Source organism: Streptomyces sp. NPDC050509, assembly GCF_044457965.1.
In the GTDB taxonomy this organism is placed as follows: Bacteria; Actinomycetota; Actinomycetes; order Streptomycetales; family Streptomycetaceae; genus Streptomyces.
In genome coordinates, this window is sequence record NZ_JBITHL010000015.1 from 51,665 (window position 1) to 67,468 (window position 15,804).

The 15,804-nt window shown below is 72.6% G+C and carries 11 protein-coding genes and 1 pseudogene; 8 read left to right on the forward strand and 4 right to left on the reverse strand.

All coding sequences use genetic code 11. The annotated features are described in order from the left end of the window. Positions 1 to 103: 103 nt before the first annotated feature. The 8 genes and pseudogenes from ACIBJC_RS33270 to ACIBJC_RS33305 all read left to right on the forward strand — a co-directional run bounded on the left by ACIBJC_RS33270 (position 104) and on the right by ACIBJC_RS33305 (position 7,094). The gene (locus tag ACIBJC_RS33270; protein WP_399298957.1) at positions 104 to 1,336 is read left to right on the forward strand and encodes a cysteine desulfurase-like protein; all 1,233 of its coding nucleotides are present in this window, start codon (positions 104 to 106) and stop codon (positions 1,334 to 1,336) included. A 246-nt stretch (positions 1,337 to 1,582) separates the two neighbouring features. Next, a pseudogene (locus ACIBJC_RS33275) lies at positions 1,583 to 1,732 on the forward strand (Scr1 family TA system antitoxin-like transcriptional regulator); the annotation flags it as partial. 118 nt (positions 1,733 to 1,850) lie between these two features. Next, the gene (locus ACIBJC_RS33280) at positions 1,851 to 2,171 is read left to right on the forward strand and encodes a DUF5753 domain-containing protein (RefSeq protein ID WP_399299213.1); all 321 of its coding nucleotides are present in this window, start codon (positions 1,851 to 1,853) and stop codon (positions 2,169 to 2,171) included. 121 nt (positions 2,172 to 2,292) lie between these two features. Next, the gene (locus ACIBJC_RS33285) at positions 2,293 to 2,388 is read left to right on the forward strand and encodes a DUF397 domain-containing protein (RefSeq protein ID WP_399298959.1); all 96 of its coding nucleotides are present in this window, start codon (positions 2,293 to 2,295) and stop codon (positions 2,386 to 2,388) included. A gap of 51 nt (positions 2,389 to 2,439) precedes the next feature. After that, complete coding sequence (locus tag ACIBJC_RS33290; RefSeq protein WP_399299215.1) at positions 2,440 to 2,664, forward strand: DUF397 domain-containing protein; 225 nt, start codon at positions 2,440 to 2,442, stop codon at positions 2,662 to 2,664. Further along, entirely contained in the window at positions 2,636 to 3,154 is a 519-nt protein-coding gene (locus ACIBJC_RS33295) for a DUF6879 family protein (protein WP_399298961.1), read from the forward strand. Before ACIBJC_RS33290 ends, ACIBJC_RS33295 begins: the two co-directional genes overlap by 29 nt. Before the next feature lie 21 nt (positions 3,155 to 3,175). Next, a complete protein-coding gene (locus tag ACIBJC_RS33300; RefSeq protein WP_399298963.1) occupies positions 3,176 to 4,024 on the forward strand; it encodes a helix-turn-helix domain-containing protein in 849 nt (282 codons plus the stop codon). 136 nt (positions 4,025 to 4,160) lie between these two features. Next, entirely contained in the window at positions 4,161 to 7,094 is a 2,934-nt protein-coding gene (locus ACIBJC_RS33305; RefSeq protein WP_399298965.1) for a SpoIIE family protein phosphatase, read from the forward strand. Positions 7,095 to 7,107: 13 nt separating this feature from the next. Here ACIBJC_RS33305 and ACIBJC_RS33310 read toward each other — a convergent pair whose 3' ends face one another. The 4 genes from ACIBJC_RS33310 to ACIBJC_RS33325 form a co-directional block, all read right to left on the reverse strand. Then, entirely contained in the window at positions 7,108 to 10,767 is a 3,660-nt protein-coding gene (locus ACIBJC_RS33310; protein ID WP_399298967.1) for an SAV_2336 N-terminal domain-related protein, read from the reverse strand. Further along, positions 10,767 to 11,795: an AAA family ATPase gene (locus tag ACIBJC_RS33315; protein ID WP_399298969.1), complete on the reverse strand. Its 1,029-nt coding sequence runs from the start codon at positions 11,793 to 11,795 to the stop codon at positions 10,767 to 10,769. The genes ACIBJC_RS33310 and ACIBJC_RS33315 overlap by 1 nt, the downstream gene beginning before the upstream one ends. An 82-nt stretch (positions 11,796 to 11,877) precedes the next feature. Continuing rightward, positions 11,878 to 14,166 carry a caspase family protein gene (locus ACIBJC_RS33320; protein ID WP_399298971.1) on the reverse strand — a complete coding sequence of 763 codons (2,289 nt, stop codon included), beginning with the start codon at positions 14,164 to 14,166 and terminating at the stop codon, positions 11,878 to 11,880. After that, entirely contained in the window at positions 14,163 to 15,530 is a 1,368-nt protein-coding gene (locus ACIBJC_RS33325; RefSeq protein ID WP_399298972.1) for a hypothetical protein, read from the reverse strand. Before ACIBJC_RS33325 ends, ACIBJC_RS33320 begins: the two co-directional genes overlap by 4 nt. Positions 15,531 to 15,804: the final 274 nt, after the last annotated feature.

The window sequence follows — 15,804 nt, forward strand, 5'->3', positions numbered from 1 at the left end:
GGTCACAGCACAGCCCGGTCCCGTGGCGCGTGATACGCCGCACCGCGCCGGGTAGGACTCGGCCGGGCAGCGGTATCCGGAGCGGCGGAGGGAACCGAGCGGCATGAGCACTCACCACGAACCCGCCCCGGGCGACGGCTTCGACGTGGCCGCCGTACGCGCGGCGTATCCCGCGCTGCGCGACGGCGTCGCCTACCTGGACGGTGCGGCCGGTACGCAGATGCCGGAGCCCGTGATCGAGGCGATCGCGGCGGCCTACCGCGCGGGCATCGGCAACGTCGGCGGCGCATTCCCGGCGAGCGGGCGCGCGGGCGCCCTGGTCGACGGCTGCCGCGCCGCCGTCGCGGATCTGGTCGGCGGGCAGCCGGACGGGGTGGTCCTGGGCGCGAACACCACCACGCTCGTCTACCGGTTCGCCTCCGTCCTCGGGGCGACGTGGCGGCCCGGCGACGAGATCGTCCTCTCCCGCCTGGACCACGACGCGAACGTCCGCCCCTGGGTGCAGGCCGCGGAGCGGGCGGGTGCCGTCGTACGGTGGGCGGAGGTGGACCCGGTCTCCGGGGAACTGCCGGCCGGTCAGTACGACGCCCTGCTCGGCGCGCGGACCCGGCTGGTGGCGGTCACCGCGGCCGGCAACATCCTGGGCACGCGCCCCGATGTCGCGGCGATCACCGCGAAGGCCCACGCGGTGGGGGCGCTGACGTACGTGGACGGGGTGCACGCCACACCCCACGGCCCGGTCCACGCACCCGCGCTGGGCGCGGACTTCTACGCGACGAGCGCGTACAAGTGGTCGGGCCCGCACGTCGGCGCGGTCGTCGCGGACCCGGCGCTCCTGGAGACCCTGCGCCCCGACAAGCTGGCGTGCTCGCCCGACAGGGTGCCGCAGCGGTTCGAGACGGGAACCCTGCCCTTCGCGGACCTGGCCGGGGTCACGGCGGCGGTGGACCACCTGGCGTCCCTGGCCGGAGCGCGCACCGGCCCACGGAGGCAGCGGCTGCTCGCCTCGATGGCAGCGGTGGAGACGTATGAACAGGACCTCTTCGCCACCCTGCTCGGCGGCCTCCGGGCCCTCCCCGGGGTCACCCTCTACGGCAACCCGGCGCACCGCACCGCGACGGCGTACTTCCGTGTCGCGGGCCACACCCCGTCCGCCGTGGCCGAACACCTCGCGAGGCGCGGCGTGAACGTCTGGAGCGGCCACAACTACGCCTGGGAACTGACCGGTTCCCTGGGTCTGCGCGACACGGGCGGCGCGGTCCGCGCGGGCCTGGTCCACTACAACGACGCCTCGGACGTGGGCCGTCTGCTCGCGGGGGTCGCGGAACTGACCTGACGCGGGGCCCTGCCCGACCGTCGCCCGGACCGGCCGACAGCCCCGGGTGCCGGTTCAGCGACGGCCTCCTCCTCCGCCGTCATCGGCACCCGGCGACACCAGGGTTGCCCAGACGACCTTGCCCACCCCACCCTCCCGCTCGCCGACACCCCATTGGTCGGTCAGCGCTTCCACGATGACGAGCCCGCGCCCGCCGCATGCGTCCAGATCGGGCGCCTGCGGCCCGGGCTGCTCGCGCGAGGCACCATGCACCTCGATACGCAGCCCTTCCAGGAGCAGTTGAGCATCGAATCCGACGCTGTCCGCATCCTCATCTTCCAGCCACTACTCGTGCCCGGCCTGTTTCAGACGCGCGAGTACGCCGAGGACGTCATCCGAGGGGTGGAGAAGACAGCCTCCGACGAACAGATCGAGTCGTTCATCACCGTACGGATGGACCGTCAGGAGATCTTGCGGCGGGAAGGATGCACCGCAGATCCTGTGCCTGCTCGACGAGGCCGTACTGCGCCGCGTCATAGGAGGGCCCAAGGTCATGGCGGATCAACTCGGAAATCTGATCGCGCTGAACAACCCACCGCAATTGTCGATCCAGATCATCCCGTTCGGTCAGGGCTGGCATGCGGGTCTGGACGGCGCGTTCAGCGTCTTCTCGTACCCGGACCCGATGGATCTCGACGTTGCCAGGGTGGAGTATCTCGACGGTGCGCTGTATCTGGAGGACGATGGTCCGGTCAAGCGATACCAACTGGCCTTCGATCAGCTCCGGGCCACCGCGCTACCGTCACGACAGTCCATGGACCTGATCGCGCAATCGGCACGAGATCTCAACGCTTAGGGGCAGGCAGACCGCATGATCCGGCACAACCTCCCCAGGACCGGTGGCGCAAGTCGTCTTACAGCACCGACAACGGGGCACCTGCGTCGAGACCCAACCGACCGCCGACGGGCTCATAGCCGTGGGCGACAGCAAAGACCGGTCTCTGGGCGCCTTCGCCTTCCACCCTGCGCACTGGCAAGCATTCGTCAACAGCGTCAAGACCGACAGTCCGTAGGCGTCACAGCGTCCGATCTCCGAACGGTGAATGACCATGGGCCAGGTGGATATGGCAGAGCTTGCGTGGATCAAGTCCAGCCACAGCAACGGACAGTCAGCGTGCGTAGAAGCGGCACTCGGCACCAACGACGGGGTCCCGGTGAGGGACAGCAAGGCAGTACACGGGCCGGTACTCCTCTTCGGGACCGCCCCGTGGTCGGCATTCGCGGCCGGAGTGAAGCAAGGCGTGAACAGGAAGGCGTGCGATGCCGCAGAGCGTGCTGCCCTTTCGTGAGCTGCTGGCCGGCGTCGAGCGGTCCGCCGTCCATCTGGAGCTGCGGGACACGTACTTCAGCAACCAGCGCTTCGAGGAATGGCGGAAGGGGAGCCGTGTCGACTGGTCTGACCGGTCGTCATGGTGGCTGCCCTTCCATCAGCAGATCGCCGATGCCGTCGCCCGAGGAGTGACGGTCCGCCGGGCACGGGTCGTTTCCGAGCCGGTGACCGAGTACATCCGCTGGGAGCACTACGTCACCCACGCCAATACGGCGGCGGGGGAGGAAGTGCGATGGCTGCCACGAAGGCAGGCGAGCGACCTCGCGCTGGCCGGGAACGACTTCTGGCTGTTCGACGGCCGGCTGCTGCGGGTACATCACTTCTCCGGCGACGGCGACCTGGTGGAGGACGAGATCACCGACGATGCCGCTACCGTCAAGGCGTGCGCCACCGCCTTCGACAGCGTGTGGCAGCGTGCGATCCCGCATGCGCAGTACGAGATCCACTAATTCAGGACCCGATTCCACACCTTGACCACCTCTCCGTCGTCCAGCGTTCAGGCCGCACGCGCCGCACTCGCCGCGCGCCTGCGGGAAATACGCCTGGACGCGGAACTCACGAAACGGGAACTCGCCGCCCGGTGCGGCTGGCATGAGTCGAAGTCGTCACGCATCGAGAACGCCAGGACTCCGCCGTCCGACGCGGACATCCAGGCGTGGTGCCGTGCCTGCGGCGCCGAGCGGCGAGCACCTGACCTCATCGCCGCGAACCGTGAGGCCGATTCCCTCTATGTGGAATGGAAGCGCCTTCAGCGCACCGGTCTCCGCCGCCTCCAGGAGTCCAGCGTTCCGCTGTACGAGAGCACCCGGCGTTTCCGGATCTACTGCTCGAACGTGGTACCCGGCGTTCTCCAGACGCCGGGATACGCGCATGCGCTGCTGTCGTCCATCGCCGCGTTCCGCGGGACCCCGGACGACGTCGCGGACGCCGTAACCACACGCATGGCGCGCTCGCGCGCCGTGCGAGAGGGCAACCATCGACTTGCGATCCTCATCGAGGAAACGGTCCTGCGGTACCGCCTCGGTGACGCGGGCGTTATGGCCGGGCAATTGGGGCACCTTCTGTCCACCATGGACCTGCCGTCCGTGTCCCTCGGGGTCATCCCGGCCACCGTGCCGCGCCGCATGTGGCCACTGGAGACCTTCACCGTCTTTGACGATCACCGGGTGCATCTGGAACCGCTCTCGGCATCCATCAAGATCACCTCGCCCGAGGAGATCGCCCTTTACGTCCGAGCATTCAACGAGTTGCACGGTCTGGCCGCGTACGGAGCAGAGGCGCGGGCGCTCGTCGTGCGGGCCATCGAGGCGCTGGGGTAGGCGCCGCACCCGGTGCCGTACCCGGATGCCCCACCCGGATGCCGTAGCCGCAGGCCAAGCCCGCGCGGTCCCGCCCCGTACACCAATGGGTGCAATCAGTGAAGAATCGCGCATATATGACATGTAGCCTTAAGCAATGAATGCGCGGCTGGATCTGCTGGCCACCGTGGACCAAGGCGTCACGGAGAGCGAGGTCTTCCGGCTTGCCCTCCAGCACTCGGTGGCCGAGCTGGACGGCTTGGGCGGGACCGTGCATCTGCGTGGGCCGATGTCGGCGCTGCGGCTCGTGTCCTCGACCGGGTTGCCGCCGCGTCTGGTGCGGCCCTGGGAAATCGTCGACCAGGAGGGGCCGACCGCCCCCGCGCTCGCCGTCCGGCGGGGCGGCGGGGCCGGGGTGTGGGTGGCCGGTGGGGGTGGGGACGGGTGTCCCGGGGCCGGGCTCGCGGCCGTGCCCGTGTCCAGTGGGGAGCGTACGGTCGGCGCGCTCACGATCGTCATGGGCGACCGGGGCCGGCCGACCGAGGCGCAGTGGGAGTTCCTGCGGGCCGTCGTCGCCTGGGCCGAGGAGCGGATGAGCCAGGCGCCGCCGCCGGCCCGGGCCCGGCCGCCCGGTGAGGAGATGAGCGGGCGGCGGCTGCGGCAGGCGCTGAAGGCCGTGCAGGTCGGCACCTGGGACTGGAACATCCACACCGGCGAGCTGGCCTGGGACGACGCGGCCATGGCCGTCTACGGCACCGACCCGGCCGACTTCGTCCCCCTCATCGAGAGCTGGATGAAGGTCGTCCACCCCGACGACCTGGCCTGGACCCTCGCCGCCGCCGAGCGGGCGATCCGTAACGGGACCGTGTTCGAGGCCGAGTACCGGGTACGGCGCCCCGACGGCGGTTACGTCTGGACGCAGGCGCGCGGCAGGACCGTGCTCGACGACCGGGGCGAGCCGGTCCGGATGGTCGGCCGGGCCTGGGACAGCAACGAGTCGCCCTCCGCCCGCGACGCCCTCAGCCGCGCCCTGCGCCACATGAGCGACGGCTTCCTCGCCGTGGACGACGACTGGCGGATCACCTTCGTCAACCTGGCGGCTGAGCAGGCGCTCGGCTCCTCCGAGGCGGAGCTGTTCGGGCACCCGCTGTGGGAGCTGCCCTCCGTACGCAACGTGCCGGACCTGGAGTCCCGGTGCCGGGAGGCCGCCGCCGCCGGCCGGCCCGCCGGTTTCGACGTACGGACGCCCGAGGACGACCGCAGCTACCACCTGCGGCTCGTCCCGGTGCCCGACGGCGTCACGCTCTACTTCACCGATGTCACCGAACGCCGCCGTCACGAGGCCGAGCAGGCCGCCGCCGAGGAGGCCGCCGCCGACCGCGCCGCCCGGATCGCGGAGCTGACGACCGCGCTCGCCGGGGCGACGACCTCGCGGGACGTGGTGGACGCGGTCGCGCGACGGGTGCTGCCGCCGTTCGGCGCGGGCGGGCTGATCGTGCTGGGCGTCGAGGTCGGCGGCGACCGGCTGTCGTGCATCGGGTCCGTCGGCTACCCGCAGGACTTCGTCGACGTGATCACCGCGTCCACGCCGGTAAGGGGCGGCCCGATCTGGGAGTCGGTCCTCACCGGGACGCCGCTGTTCATCTCGTCCACCGACGAGTTCATGGAGCGCTACCCGGACATGCGGCACCGTCCGTCCGAGGCCGCCAAACAGGCGTGGGCGTTCCTGCCGCTGATCGCCTCCGGACACACCTCTGGTATCTGCGTGATCGCCTTCGACCGGGCGCGCCGCCTCCCCGAGGAGGACCGTACGCTGCTCACCGCGATCAGCGCGCTCGTCGCGCACGCCCTGGAACGGGCCCGGCTGTACGACGCCGAGCACACCCGGTCGCAGGAACTCCAGCGCGGCCTGCTCCCCCGTACCCTCCCCGACCTGCCCGCGTGCACGGCCGCCGCCCGCTATCTGCCCGCAGGGCAGGGCATGGACGTGGGCGGCGACTGGTACGACATCATCCCGCTCTCCGCCGGGCAGGTCGCGCTGGTCATCGGCGACGTGATGGGCCACGGGCTGCCCGAGGCGGTCACCATGGGGCGCGTCCGTACGGCCGTCCACACCCTGGCCGCGCTGGAGATGCCGCCCGACGAGATCATGAGCCACCTCAACGAGATCGTCGGCACCCTCGGCGAGGACTCGTTCGTCACCTGCCTGTTCGCGCTGTACGACTCGACCACCCGGATCTGCTCCTTCGCCCGCGCCGGGCACCCGCCGCCCGCCGTGGTCCACCCCGACGGCACCGTCCACTTCCCCGAACTGGCCCTCGCCCCGCCGCTCGGCGCGGCGGAGCCACCGTTCGAGACGGCCGAGCTGACGATCCCCGAGGAGGGGCTGCTCGTCCTCTACACGGACGGCCTGGTCGAGTCGTCGGGCCGCGAGATCGACGAGGGCATGGCCACCCTCGCCCGGCTGCTCCGCAACGCCGACACCTCCCCCACCGCGGACCTGGACCAGCTCTGCGACACCCTGACGACCGGGCTGCTCCCCGCCGACCAGCCCACCCCCGACGACGCGGCGCTCCTGATCGCCCGCGTCCACGCGCTCGCCACCGACCACATGGCCTCCTGGCCGCTCCCCTCGCACCCGCAGGCGGCCGGGGAGGCGCGGAAACACGTACGCGAACAACTCGCCGCCTGGGGCCTCGACGAACTGGCGACCACCACGGAACTGCTGGTCAGCGAGTTGGTGGGCAATGTCGTACGGCACGCCAAGGGCCCCGTACGGCTCCGGCTGCTGCGCAGCGCCGAACTGGTCTGCGAGGTCGGCGACGGCAGCCTGACCACCCCCCGGATCCGCCGCGCCTCGGCGACGGACGAGGGCGGGCGCGGACTCCAGCTCATCACCGCGCTCTCGCAGCGGTGGGGGACGCGCTACACGGCCACGGGCAAGTGCATCTGGACGGAGCAGGCGCTCCCGGGAGCGGAGGGACTCACGGGAGATGAGGGGGCGCCGGGAGATGAGGCGGCCCCTCCGCTCACGGGAGATGAGGGGGCGCCGGCGACCGTGCCGGTACGGGACGGGTCGGATCGGAGCTGATCCGTCGGAGAGGTCAGCCGTCCTCGTCCTCGTCCTCGCCGCGTTCCGCGCGCAGCCCCGCCAGCAGCCTCCGTGTGCTCTTCGTGCACTCGTGCTCTTCTCCCCTTACCCGCAGGGCCACTTCGAGCACCTCGGTCCACTGCGCTTCCGCCTCGTCCGGACGCCCGAGCCCCCGCAGCGAGTTGCCGAGCTTCTGCCGGGTCCAGAGCGTGTTCACGTGCTCCGGGCCCTGGACGCGCAGGCGCTGCGCGAGCAGGGAGCGGAGTTCCTTCTCCCCCTCGGCGAAGTGGCCCGCCCTGTTGAGCGCGTTGCCCAGGCTGTGCCGTATCCCCAGCGTCGCCCCCGCCTCCGCGCCCTGCACCCGGGTACTCACCTCCGCCAGGATCCGCAGTTCCCGCTCGGCCTCGTCGTACCGCTTCAGGTCGCGCACGAGCAGGGCGAGCCACCACCGGGTCGTCAGGGTGCTCGGGTGGTCAGCGCCCTGGATCCGGGTCTCCGCCGCGACCGTGGCGCGGTACTCCTCCTCCGCCTCGGCCGGCCGGTCGAGCCCCGTCAGGGTCCGCGCCCGCCAGTACCGGGACAGCAGCGTCGGCCGGGCGTCGGATCCGAGCGTGCGCTCACGTCCCCGGAACGCCCGGGTGAACTCCGTCAGCGCCTCGTCGTAGCGCTCGGCGTCGTGCAGGGTGACCGCGAGGGAGTGGACGGTGGTGAGCGTGCTGGGGTGCTCCTCGCCCAGCAGACGGAGCTGATCGCGCAGCAACGCGCGCTGGACGGCCTCCGCCTCCTCGTACCGCTTCTGGTCCGACAGGATCTCGGCGCGGACCATGAGCGACCTGAAGTAGTCGACGTGACGTTCCCCGCGCGTCTCGACCAGCACCGGCAGCAGCGCCCGGGTCTCCGTCTCCGCCTCCTCCCACCGCCGTTGGGCGCGGAGCGAGCCGATGAACTCGTGGCGCGCTGACAGGGTCCGCCAGTCTCCCGGGCCGTGGGCCCGGTGCTCCCGGGCCACCACGTCACGCCAGACCTCCTCGGCCTCCTTGTGGCGCTCCCGGTCCTTCAGCAGGTGACCGAGTTCGATCAGGACGCCGAGGACACCGGCGTTGCTCTTCGGCAACGCCGACTGCGCCTCTTCCAGGGCCGATCTGACCTCCGCCTCCGCCCCCTCGTAGTGCCCGCGCCGCCGCAGGGTGCCGGAGAGCCAGATACGGCTGTAGAGCGTGCTGAAGTGGGTGGGCCCGAGCAGGTCACGCCGTTCCAGGGCCACCGCCCGGAACTCGGCCTCGGCCTCCTCGAAGCGCGTCAGGCTGACGAGGAAGCGGCCCCTGCTCTGCCGCATGTCGAGGATCTCGTCCCGTTCCTTGTCGGAACGCCGCCCGAGCAGCTCGATGAGCACGGCGGCCTCCTTCTCGGCGGCTCCCGGGCGCCCGGCGCCGTCCAGCAGCCCGACGAGGTACCTGCGGGCGTTGAGCGTGTAGTCATGCGTCTCGCCGTGCGCCCGCGCCGACAGCGCGACGACGTCCCGGAGATGGGCCTCGGCCTCGTCGTGCAGGCTCAGTCGGTTCAGCGCGAGCGCGAGGTGGCCGCGCAGGCTGCGGGATTCGAGATCATCGCCGGTACTGAGCCGGGCGATCTGTTCCTGGATCTCGTCGCGCAGCAGGTCGGCGTACTCCTGCCAGCCCGCGGCGACGAGTTCACCGGCCAGCTTGGCCACTTGCTGAACGCCTGTCCACCCGGAAGAACCGTCCCGCGCCTCGGCGCCCCTGAGCAGCCGGTCGACCGCGTCGCGCACCGGCTCGGGCAGAACCTCCTCCCCGTCCAGCCGCCGTACGAGGGCCATCAGCGGCGGCTGTACCTGCTCGGAGGCGTAGGAGCGGTGCAGGGCGGCGCCCGGGGACGCGGTCCCCTCCGGCTGTCCGTCCGCCCCCTGCGGGTCGTCCGCCCGCTCCGGGGTCCGGTCCTGACCGGTGTCGAGCAGTCCCAGCCGTTGCAGCAGCTCCGGCGAGGCCGCCGCGAACGGGCGGGCCTCCGCCGCCACCGTCGCGTCGCCGCCGTCCGTCAGGCGCGCCCGGAACTCGGGGCCGCCGCCCTGGCGGCGCAGCAGGAACTCCGTCACCCTGGCGGCCGTCTCCAGCGCGTCGGGGGTGCTGACGCCGTCCAGGAGCAGGTCGGCGACGCCGGGGTGGAACTCGTACTCGGCGGACTCCGGGGACCGCGTACCCCCCTCACCGCTGCCCGTGCCTGTGCTCGTGCCCGTGCCTGTGCCCGTGGCTCCGCCGTGACCGCGCAGCAGACCGCCCAGGAAGACCTCGGCGAGCTGCGCGGGGTGGAAGCTCTCCCCCGCCTCGCGCCGTTCCGCGCCACCCGCCTGGTGGACCAGGCGCATCACCGGGAGCGTCAGCGGATGGATGGCGGCCAGCGAGCGCGCCAGGCGCTGGCTCTCCGGGGACGCCGCGCCCAGGAACCGGCTCAGGCGCTCCTCCGGGGCCGGTTCGGCCCCCCGGAACGCTTCGACGGCCGACCCCTGCTCCACCGCCGGCCCCTGCTCCACCGCCGACTTCCGTTCCTCCGCCGGTTCCTGGTCGCCGGTCAGCAGCATCACCGGCAGCTCCGCGTCCTCCGCGCGGCCCGTCCCGACGAGCGCTGCCCAGGCCGCGAACCGGCCCTCCTCCGCCTCCAGTACCGGGATCGGCGTTCCCTCGTACGAGACGAGTCCCGGGGGCAGCACCGGATGGCGTACGGACAGGGCGCGGCCCGGGGCCCCCTCGCGGTCCGCCGTGACCAGCAGCCGCCGCGTCGGCATGCCGCGCTCCGGCCACATCCGCGCGGGCAGCGGCTGGATCACCGCCACGGGCGAGTGGCGTGCCCAGGCGCGCAGCATGCGCGGGATCGCGCCGCTGCGCCATCCCGGGCCCACTCCGTCGGAGAGGACGAGCATCACCGTACGGCCGGAGGAGTCGGCGAGATGGCGTGGCGTACGGCGCGGTGCGGTGGGGGCGTACGGACGGGCCCTGAGCACCGGTGCGTCGGCGGACCCGCTGTCCAGGCCGTAGGTCCGCACGCGCTGGAAGGCGCCCTGCCGTTCGAGTAACGCCCGTGTCTCACCGGCCAGTTGCTGCCACAGGGCCATGGAGGGGCCGTCGTCGACGACGAGGGCGACGCTCAGCCAGCGCTCGCGTCGCGGTCGCAGCACGGCATCCGGCAGGCCGGTCTCGGCGATCCAGTCGGCGGTGGCCGTCTCGTCCAGGGTGAACGCGGACCGGGACGCCACGCTCCGCCGCAGCGGGCGCAGCGACCGCGCCAGACCGCGGGCGGCGGGGAGGGCCCGTACGCCGTGGACGCCGACGGCGCGGGCCGGGCGGGTGGCGGTGGCGGCGCCGCGCCCGCCCGGCGCGTACAGCCCCGCCGGGACACCGGTCCCTGTCTCGTCCTCGTCCTCGTCCTCGCGGGCGTCCCAGAGCGCGGTGGGCCCGCCGCCCCGCGGCTGGGCGCCGTCGGCCGTCCCCGGCTCGCCCGCCTCCCCGGCCTCGCCCGGGGCCGCCCCCGTACCCCGGCCGGCGCCTGCCGCCGTACCGGCGGGCGCGGTGGTGACGGCGAGCCACAGGACGTCGCGGAGCTCCTCGGCGGACAGCTCCACCCCCGCGTCCTCCAGCAGGGCGCTCAGCCGGTCGATCATTACGCGTCCGCTTCGTCCAGCGAGCGGAAGAGCTTCTCCCGGAGGGTGTCGTGGTCCAGCTTCACGCCCGAGTGCCGCAGATGGACGGCGTTGAGGAGCTGGTCGGTGGCGAGTTCGCGCTCCTCGTCGTCCCGCAGGCCGAGGAAGGTGGCGATCAGATCCTCCGCACGGGCCCCGACCTCGGCGCCCAGGTGCATGGTGACGATCTCCTGGAGCGCCTGCCCGTCCGGCTGCTTGAGGTCGAGGCGGACGCAGCGCCGCAGGAAGGCGGGCGGGAAATCGCGTTCGCCGTTGCTGGTGATGACGACGACGGGGAAGACCCGGCAGGCCACCCGGCCGCCGTCGACCGGCACGCGCTCCTCCCCTCCGGTGACGCGGACCGTCACGTCCGGCCGTCGCAGGCGGGCCAGTTCGGGGATCTCGAACTCGCCCTCCTCGAAGACCGTCAGCAGATCGTTGGGGAGGTCGACATCGCCCTTGTCGAGTTCGTCGACGAGCAGGACGCGCGGCGTGTCGCGCGGGAGGAGCGCGGTGCCCAGCGGGCCGAGGCGGAGGTAGTCGCCGATGTCCGGCTCGGAGCCGTCCGCCGTGTCGGACGTGTCGGACGTGGCGGATGTGTCGGACGTGGCGGGCGTGGCGGACGTCTCGTGGTGGCGGTGGAGCGAGGCGTCGCGGAGCCGGCCCACCGCGTCGTACCGGTACAGGCCGTCGGAGAGGGTCGTACGGCTGTTGACGGGCCAGTGCAGCACCTCCCCGAGGCACAGTTCGCGGGCCACGGCGTGGGCCAGCGTCGACTTGCCCGTGCCGGGCCGGCCGGTCACCAGCAGCGGACGGTGCAGATGCAGCGCCGTGTTGACGACGTCCCGGTCCTCGTCGGAGATCAGGTACGGCAGCCGCCGCCCGTCGGCGCGCCGGGGCGAGCCGTTGCCGAAGCGGCGCCACGGCGGGGCCTGCGGCCAGTCGGTCACCTCGTGGGGTGCGGCGCCGCCGCCCTGGAAGAGCCCCCAGTTCCCCGCGTCCTCCGTCATTGACCAGCTCTCCTCGTAGGTGATGCGCGCGTGCCCGTGGTGAGTGTGTGCCCTGCCGTGGGCCCGTGCCCTGCCGTGGGCCTCATGGTGCCGACAGGTCGAGCTGTTCCGGGAGGGGACGGTGCGGGTCGTCCCACAGCAGGGCGAGATGCCGCCCCGGATGGTTCTCGTCGGATTCGCTCGCCGCCCGCAGCGTGCGCAGGCGCCGGGGGAAGGTGGTGAGCCGCTCCGTGCCGAGGAGGGCCTTCAGCTCGTGCTCCGCCTCCGTCAGCTCCCGCTCGTTGTGCCAGACGAGGACGGGCACGCCGAGGAACAGGCAGGCGGTGAAGACCTCCTGCCGGGCCCGCTTCGGTGTCGTCATCACCACGCCCGGGATGTCCTCCTGGTGCTGAAGGTCTCCGTAGACCTTCCTCGTCGCCTCCATGTGCCCGGGCAGCCAGTGGAGATCCCCGGTGCCGGCGGAGGCGACCCGGTCCCATTTACGCTCCCACAGATGGCGCCGCTCCTCACGGAACTCGACGCAGCGGACGACGACCGGGAAGTCCGTTCCGAGGAAGCGTCGCACCGGTCCCGCGGCCCCCAGTTCCCAGCAGTGGAAGTCGAGTTCGAGGTCCTTGGCCGCCACGAAGAACTCCACCACGGTGTCGTTCGTACGGGCATGACCGCTCAGCAGTTCGTCAACACCCCGCTGTATCTCGGCCAGGGAGGCGGGGGTGTCCACCTTCGCCAGCGACTCGGTCCCGGCGTCCCGGCGGGCCCAGACCTCGTACCGGCGCTGCTGCCCGGAGCCGGTCGGCGGATGGAGCCGGATCTGCACCCGTTCGTCCACGGGGGCGCTCTTCGCACCGGTGCGCTCCGCCGTGTCGTCGGCCTCGCCACGCCGGTCGAGCAGCGCGGCCTCCAGCCCGATCCGTACCGCGCACCGCGACGACCAGCCGCGCAGCCGGTTGCCCACCGGCTCCCGGTGGAACGCCGCGTACCGCTCGACCGCCCGGAGCAACTGGGGCAGTTGGTGCTCCCTGGGCAGCAGCTTCTCCAGCGCCCCGGCCAGCGCGCCGGGCTCGGTCGGCAGGGGACCCAGGCTGAGGATCTCCGTACGGGCCGATCCGGCGAAGTCGCCGCGCGCCTGCGCGTCCAACTCCTCCAGCAGGCCCACCAGTTCGCCGTACTCGGGGCTGGTCAGCCACTGGCCCTCCTGGAGCAGCCGGCACGCCTCCCACGCGGTGGCGGAGACCGCCGCGCCGGGAACCTGATCGGCCAGTACGTGGAGAAGGGTGGGTGCGCCGTGCGGGTGGTCCAGGGCCCAGTCGACCAGGTCCGCCGCCGACGGGAGCGGGCTGGGCGGCACCGACGCGTAGACGCCGCACAGGACCACCGTGGCGGCGGTGGCGGCAGCCCCGCCCTGCCCCGCCGCCAGCAGTCCGGTGGTCTCCAGGATCAGTTTGTTCCTGGCGAGGGTCCGCTCCGGCGTCTCCGGAGCGGACGGGGCCCGTACCGGCCGCATCGGCGGTTCCGTCGCGTTGCCCCGCCAGTTGACGGCGTAGAGGGTCGGGATCTGCCGGAAGTACGCGTCGTCGGAGCGCCGCCGGTCGAACTCGCCCTCCACTCCGCTCCAGACCCGGTCGAGGTCCGGGCCCGCGCCGTCGGCGCCCTCGGCGGCCATGAGCTGGTCCAGCAGTACGGTCGTGAACACCCCGCCCCCGTCCTGGTTCTTGGCGACGGCACCCGCCTGCGAGGCGCGCATCACGAAGATCTGGCGGTCGTGGTTGCTCTGCGTGGCATCGGTGAGCTCGTCGGGCGCCGCGGCCTGGGGGTGCGTCCTGGCGGGGAGCGCCTGGCGGCAGGCGTCGATCACGATGGTCACGCGATCCACACCGCGCCCCGGGAGACACTCCGTACGCATCAGGTGGATCAGGTTGTCCGCGTCCAGTCCGAGCAGGTCCGTGTCGCGTGTGTCGGGGTAGAGGAGGCTCCACCGGCCGCCCCGGGCCTGTACGCCGTGCCCGGCCCAGTAGACCCACAGCCAGTCGCTGTCGATACGGCGCAACTCGTCCCGGAACACCTGGCGTACGTCGGCGCGGTCGGCCGTACGGTAGCCACCGGGCACCGCCGCGTCGAGGTCCGCCCTGTTGCGCTCCAGCGGCGAGGCCAGCACATGGATGTTCTCCGGGGGGACACCCTGGCGGGTGAGCCACCGGTGCATGCCGATCGCGTCCTGTACCGGCCCGTCGAGCTCCGAGTCCTCGCTGCCCCGGTACGACTCGACCGCCACGAGCACGGCGTGCGTACGGCGCCAGTCGTGCGGTGCCACGTCCGGCGCCACGTCCGGGGCGGAGGGCAGAGCGGGCGCGGGGCCGGCCTCCGCCCTCACGGCAGCTCCGCCGCCAGCCGCTTGTACAGCGGTCTGTGGGCGAAGTAGGCGCTGTGCGCGCGTGGGAAGGGCTGGCGGGTGTCGACCCGTACGTCGGTGACCCGGCCGGGGAATACCCGGGAACCCACGAACCCGAGCAGGTCCCGCTCGTCGTAGAAGTTGATCCAGCGGGGGAACGCGGCGGGCAGCGGTTCGCCCCGGCCCAGTGCGCTGAGCGCGTCCAGCTCGTAGAGGAACGGCGCCTGGGAGCCCACCGTCGCCAGCAGTGCCACCCGCTCCAGCACCGGGTCCGCCCCGCTCGCCCCGGCCCCTGCGTCAGCGGCTTCCGGCTTCCGGCCCGCGAACAGGTCCACACAGGCGATACCGCCGAGGCTGTGCGCGAGCAGGACGACGGGTCCGGGGTCGGCCTCGGCCGCGGTACGGACCGCCTCGACGATCGCCGCGCGGATCGCCCCGCCGCGCGCCTGGTAGCGGAGGATGTCGCCGCCCGCCGGTACGGCCGCCGTCGTCAGCAGGCCGCGCGTACGCCGTACCGCCGAGGACATCGGCCACAGGAAGGGGGTGGCGAGCCGGCCGCCGGCCCACTTGAGGGCGGTGCCCGTCGCACCGCGGTCGGTGCCGCCGAGGCGGTCGGCGAGCCGGCGTACGAGGACGTCCCGGTCCGCGCCGTCCACCGGCAGCGGTTCGTCCGCACCGTCGCCGCCTCCGGCCTCGTCGTCCCCGGCCTCGTCGTCCTCGGCCAGGCACAGGGCGAGGGCGAGTACGGCACGGGCGGCCACGGGCTCGATCCCGGGGACGTACGGGACGCCGCCCAGGGCGAGGGAGATGGCACCGGCGACCCGGTCGGCGGCCTCGCCGGTGAACGGGGCCAGCTCGGCGGCCAGTTGACGAGCCCCCTCCAGCGCACCCTCGCCGTCACTACCGTCGGCGCCGTCAGTGCCATCGCTGCCGTCAGTGCCGTCGTCGCTCTCGGCCAGCGGCTCGCGCGCCTGGTCCCGTACGCGTTCGGCGATGCCCTCCCAGGGGTCCCGGCGGCCGAGCGCGAACCCGGAGCCGCCGCCCGCCTCGTCCGCCGCCGCGGCCTCCGCGAAGGCATGCAGTTCGGCCAAGGGGTCCGCTTCGAGCAGGGACCACAGGGCCAGAGGGTCGTCCGGGTCGTCCGCGCCGAAGCCGCGGTCCTTGCCCCGTACGGGAAGGGAGACGCCGCCGAGAGCTAATCGGGCCCCGTGGACATCACCCCAGAAACACCGGACCACCGGTACGTCGGGTCTCACCCGGGCGAAGGCCCGGGACACACGCGCGAACCTGCGTTCGTACGCCTTCTCCCGGACACCCGTACCGTGCACGAACACCACACTTGTCACTGGTCCCCCGATCCCCACCATGCGCCCTGTGACAACGTCATGCTACGCGCGACACCGCCCGCACACCCAGTACTTGGCGGTGCCGGTCCGGCAGGAAGCGGCGTTCGATTCCCGCCATGTCCGGGCGATCGCGGGGCGCGCCCGTTCCTTCGGTGGCAGCATCGGCGTCCGCGGCCGGACCCGGGGAGAAGACGGAAGGTCCCGGAGCATCACGCGCCGGTGCGGTGCGTCGCATCGCGCCGAACCGCCCCATTTGCGTGTGCGGGATGCGATC

Excerpts from the sequence above, each read along its gene's own strand:
- ACIBJC_RS33305 (WP_399298965.1), top strand. The coding sequence starts at position 4,161 with ATGAATGCGCGGCTGGATCTGCTGGCCACCGTGGACCAAGGCGTCACG.
- ACIBJC_RS33270 (WP_399298957.1), top strand. The coding sequence starts at position 104 with ATGAGCACTCACCACGAACCCGCCCCGGGCGACGGCTTCGACGTGGCC.
- ACIBJC_RS33310 (WP_399298967.1), bottom strand. The coding sequence starts at position 10,767 with ATGATCGACCGGCTGAGCGCCCTGCTGGAGGACGCGGGGGTGGAGCTG.
- ACIBJC_RS33290 (WP_399299215.1), top strand. The coding sequence starts at position 2,440 with ATGGCAGAGCTTGCGTGGATCAAGTCCAGCCACAGCAACGGACAGTCA.
- ACIBJC_RS33315 (WP_399298969.1), bottom strand. The coding sequence starts at position 11,795 with ATGACGGAGGACGCGGGGAACTGGGGGCTCTTCCAGGGCGGCGGCGCC.
- ACIBJC_RS33295 (WP_399298961.1), top strand. The coding sequence starts at position 2,636 with ATGCCGCAGAGCGTGCTGCCCTTTCGTGAGCTGCTGGCCGGCGTCGAG.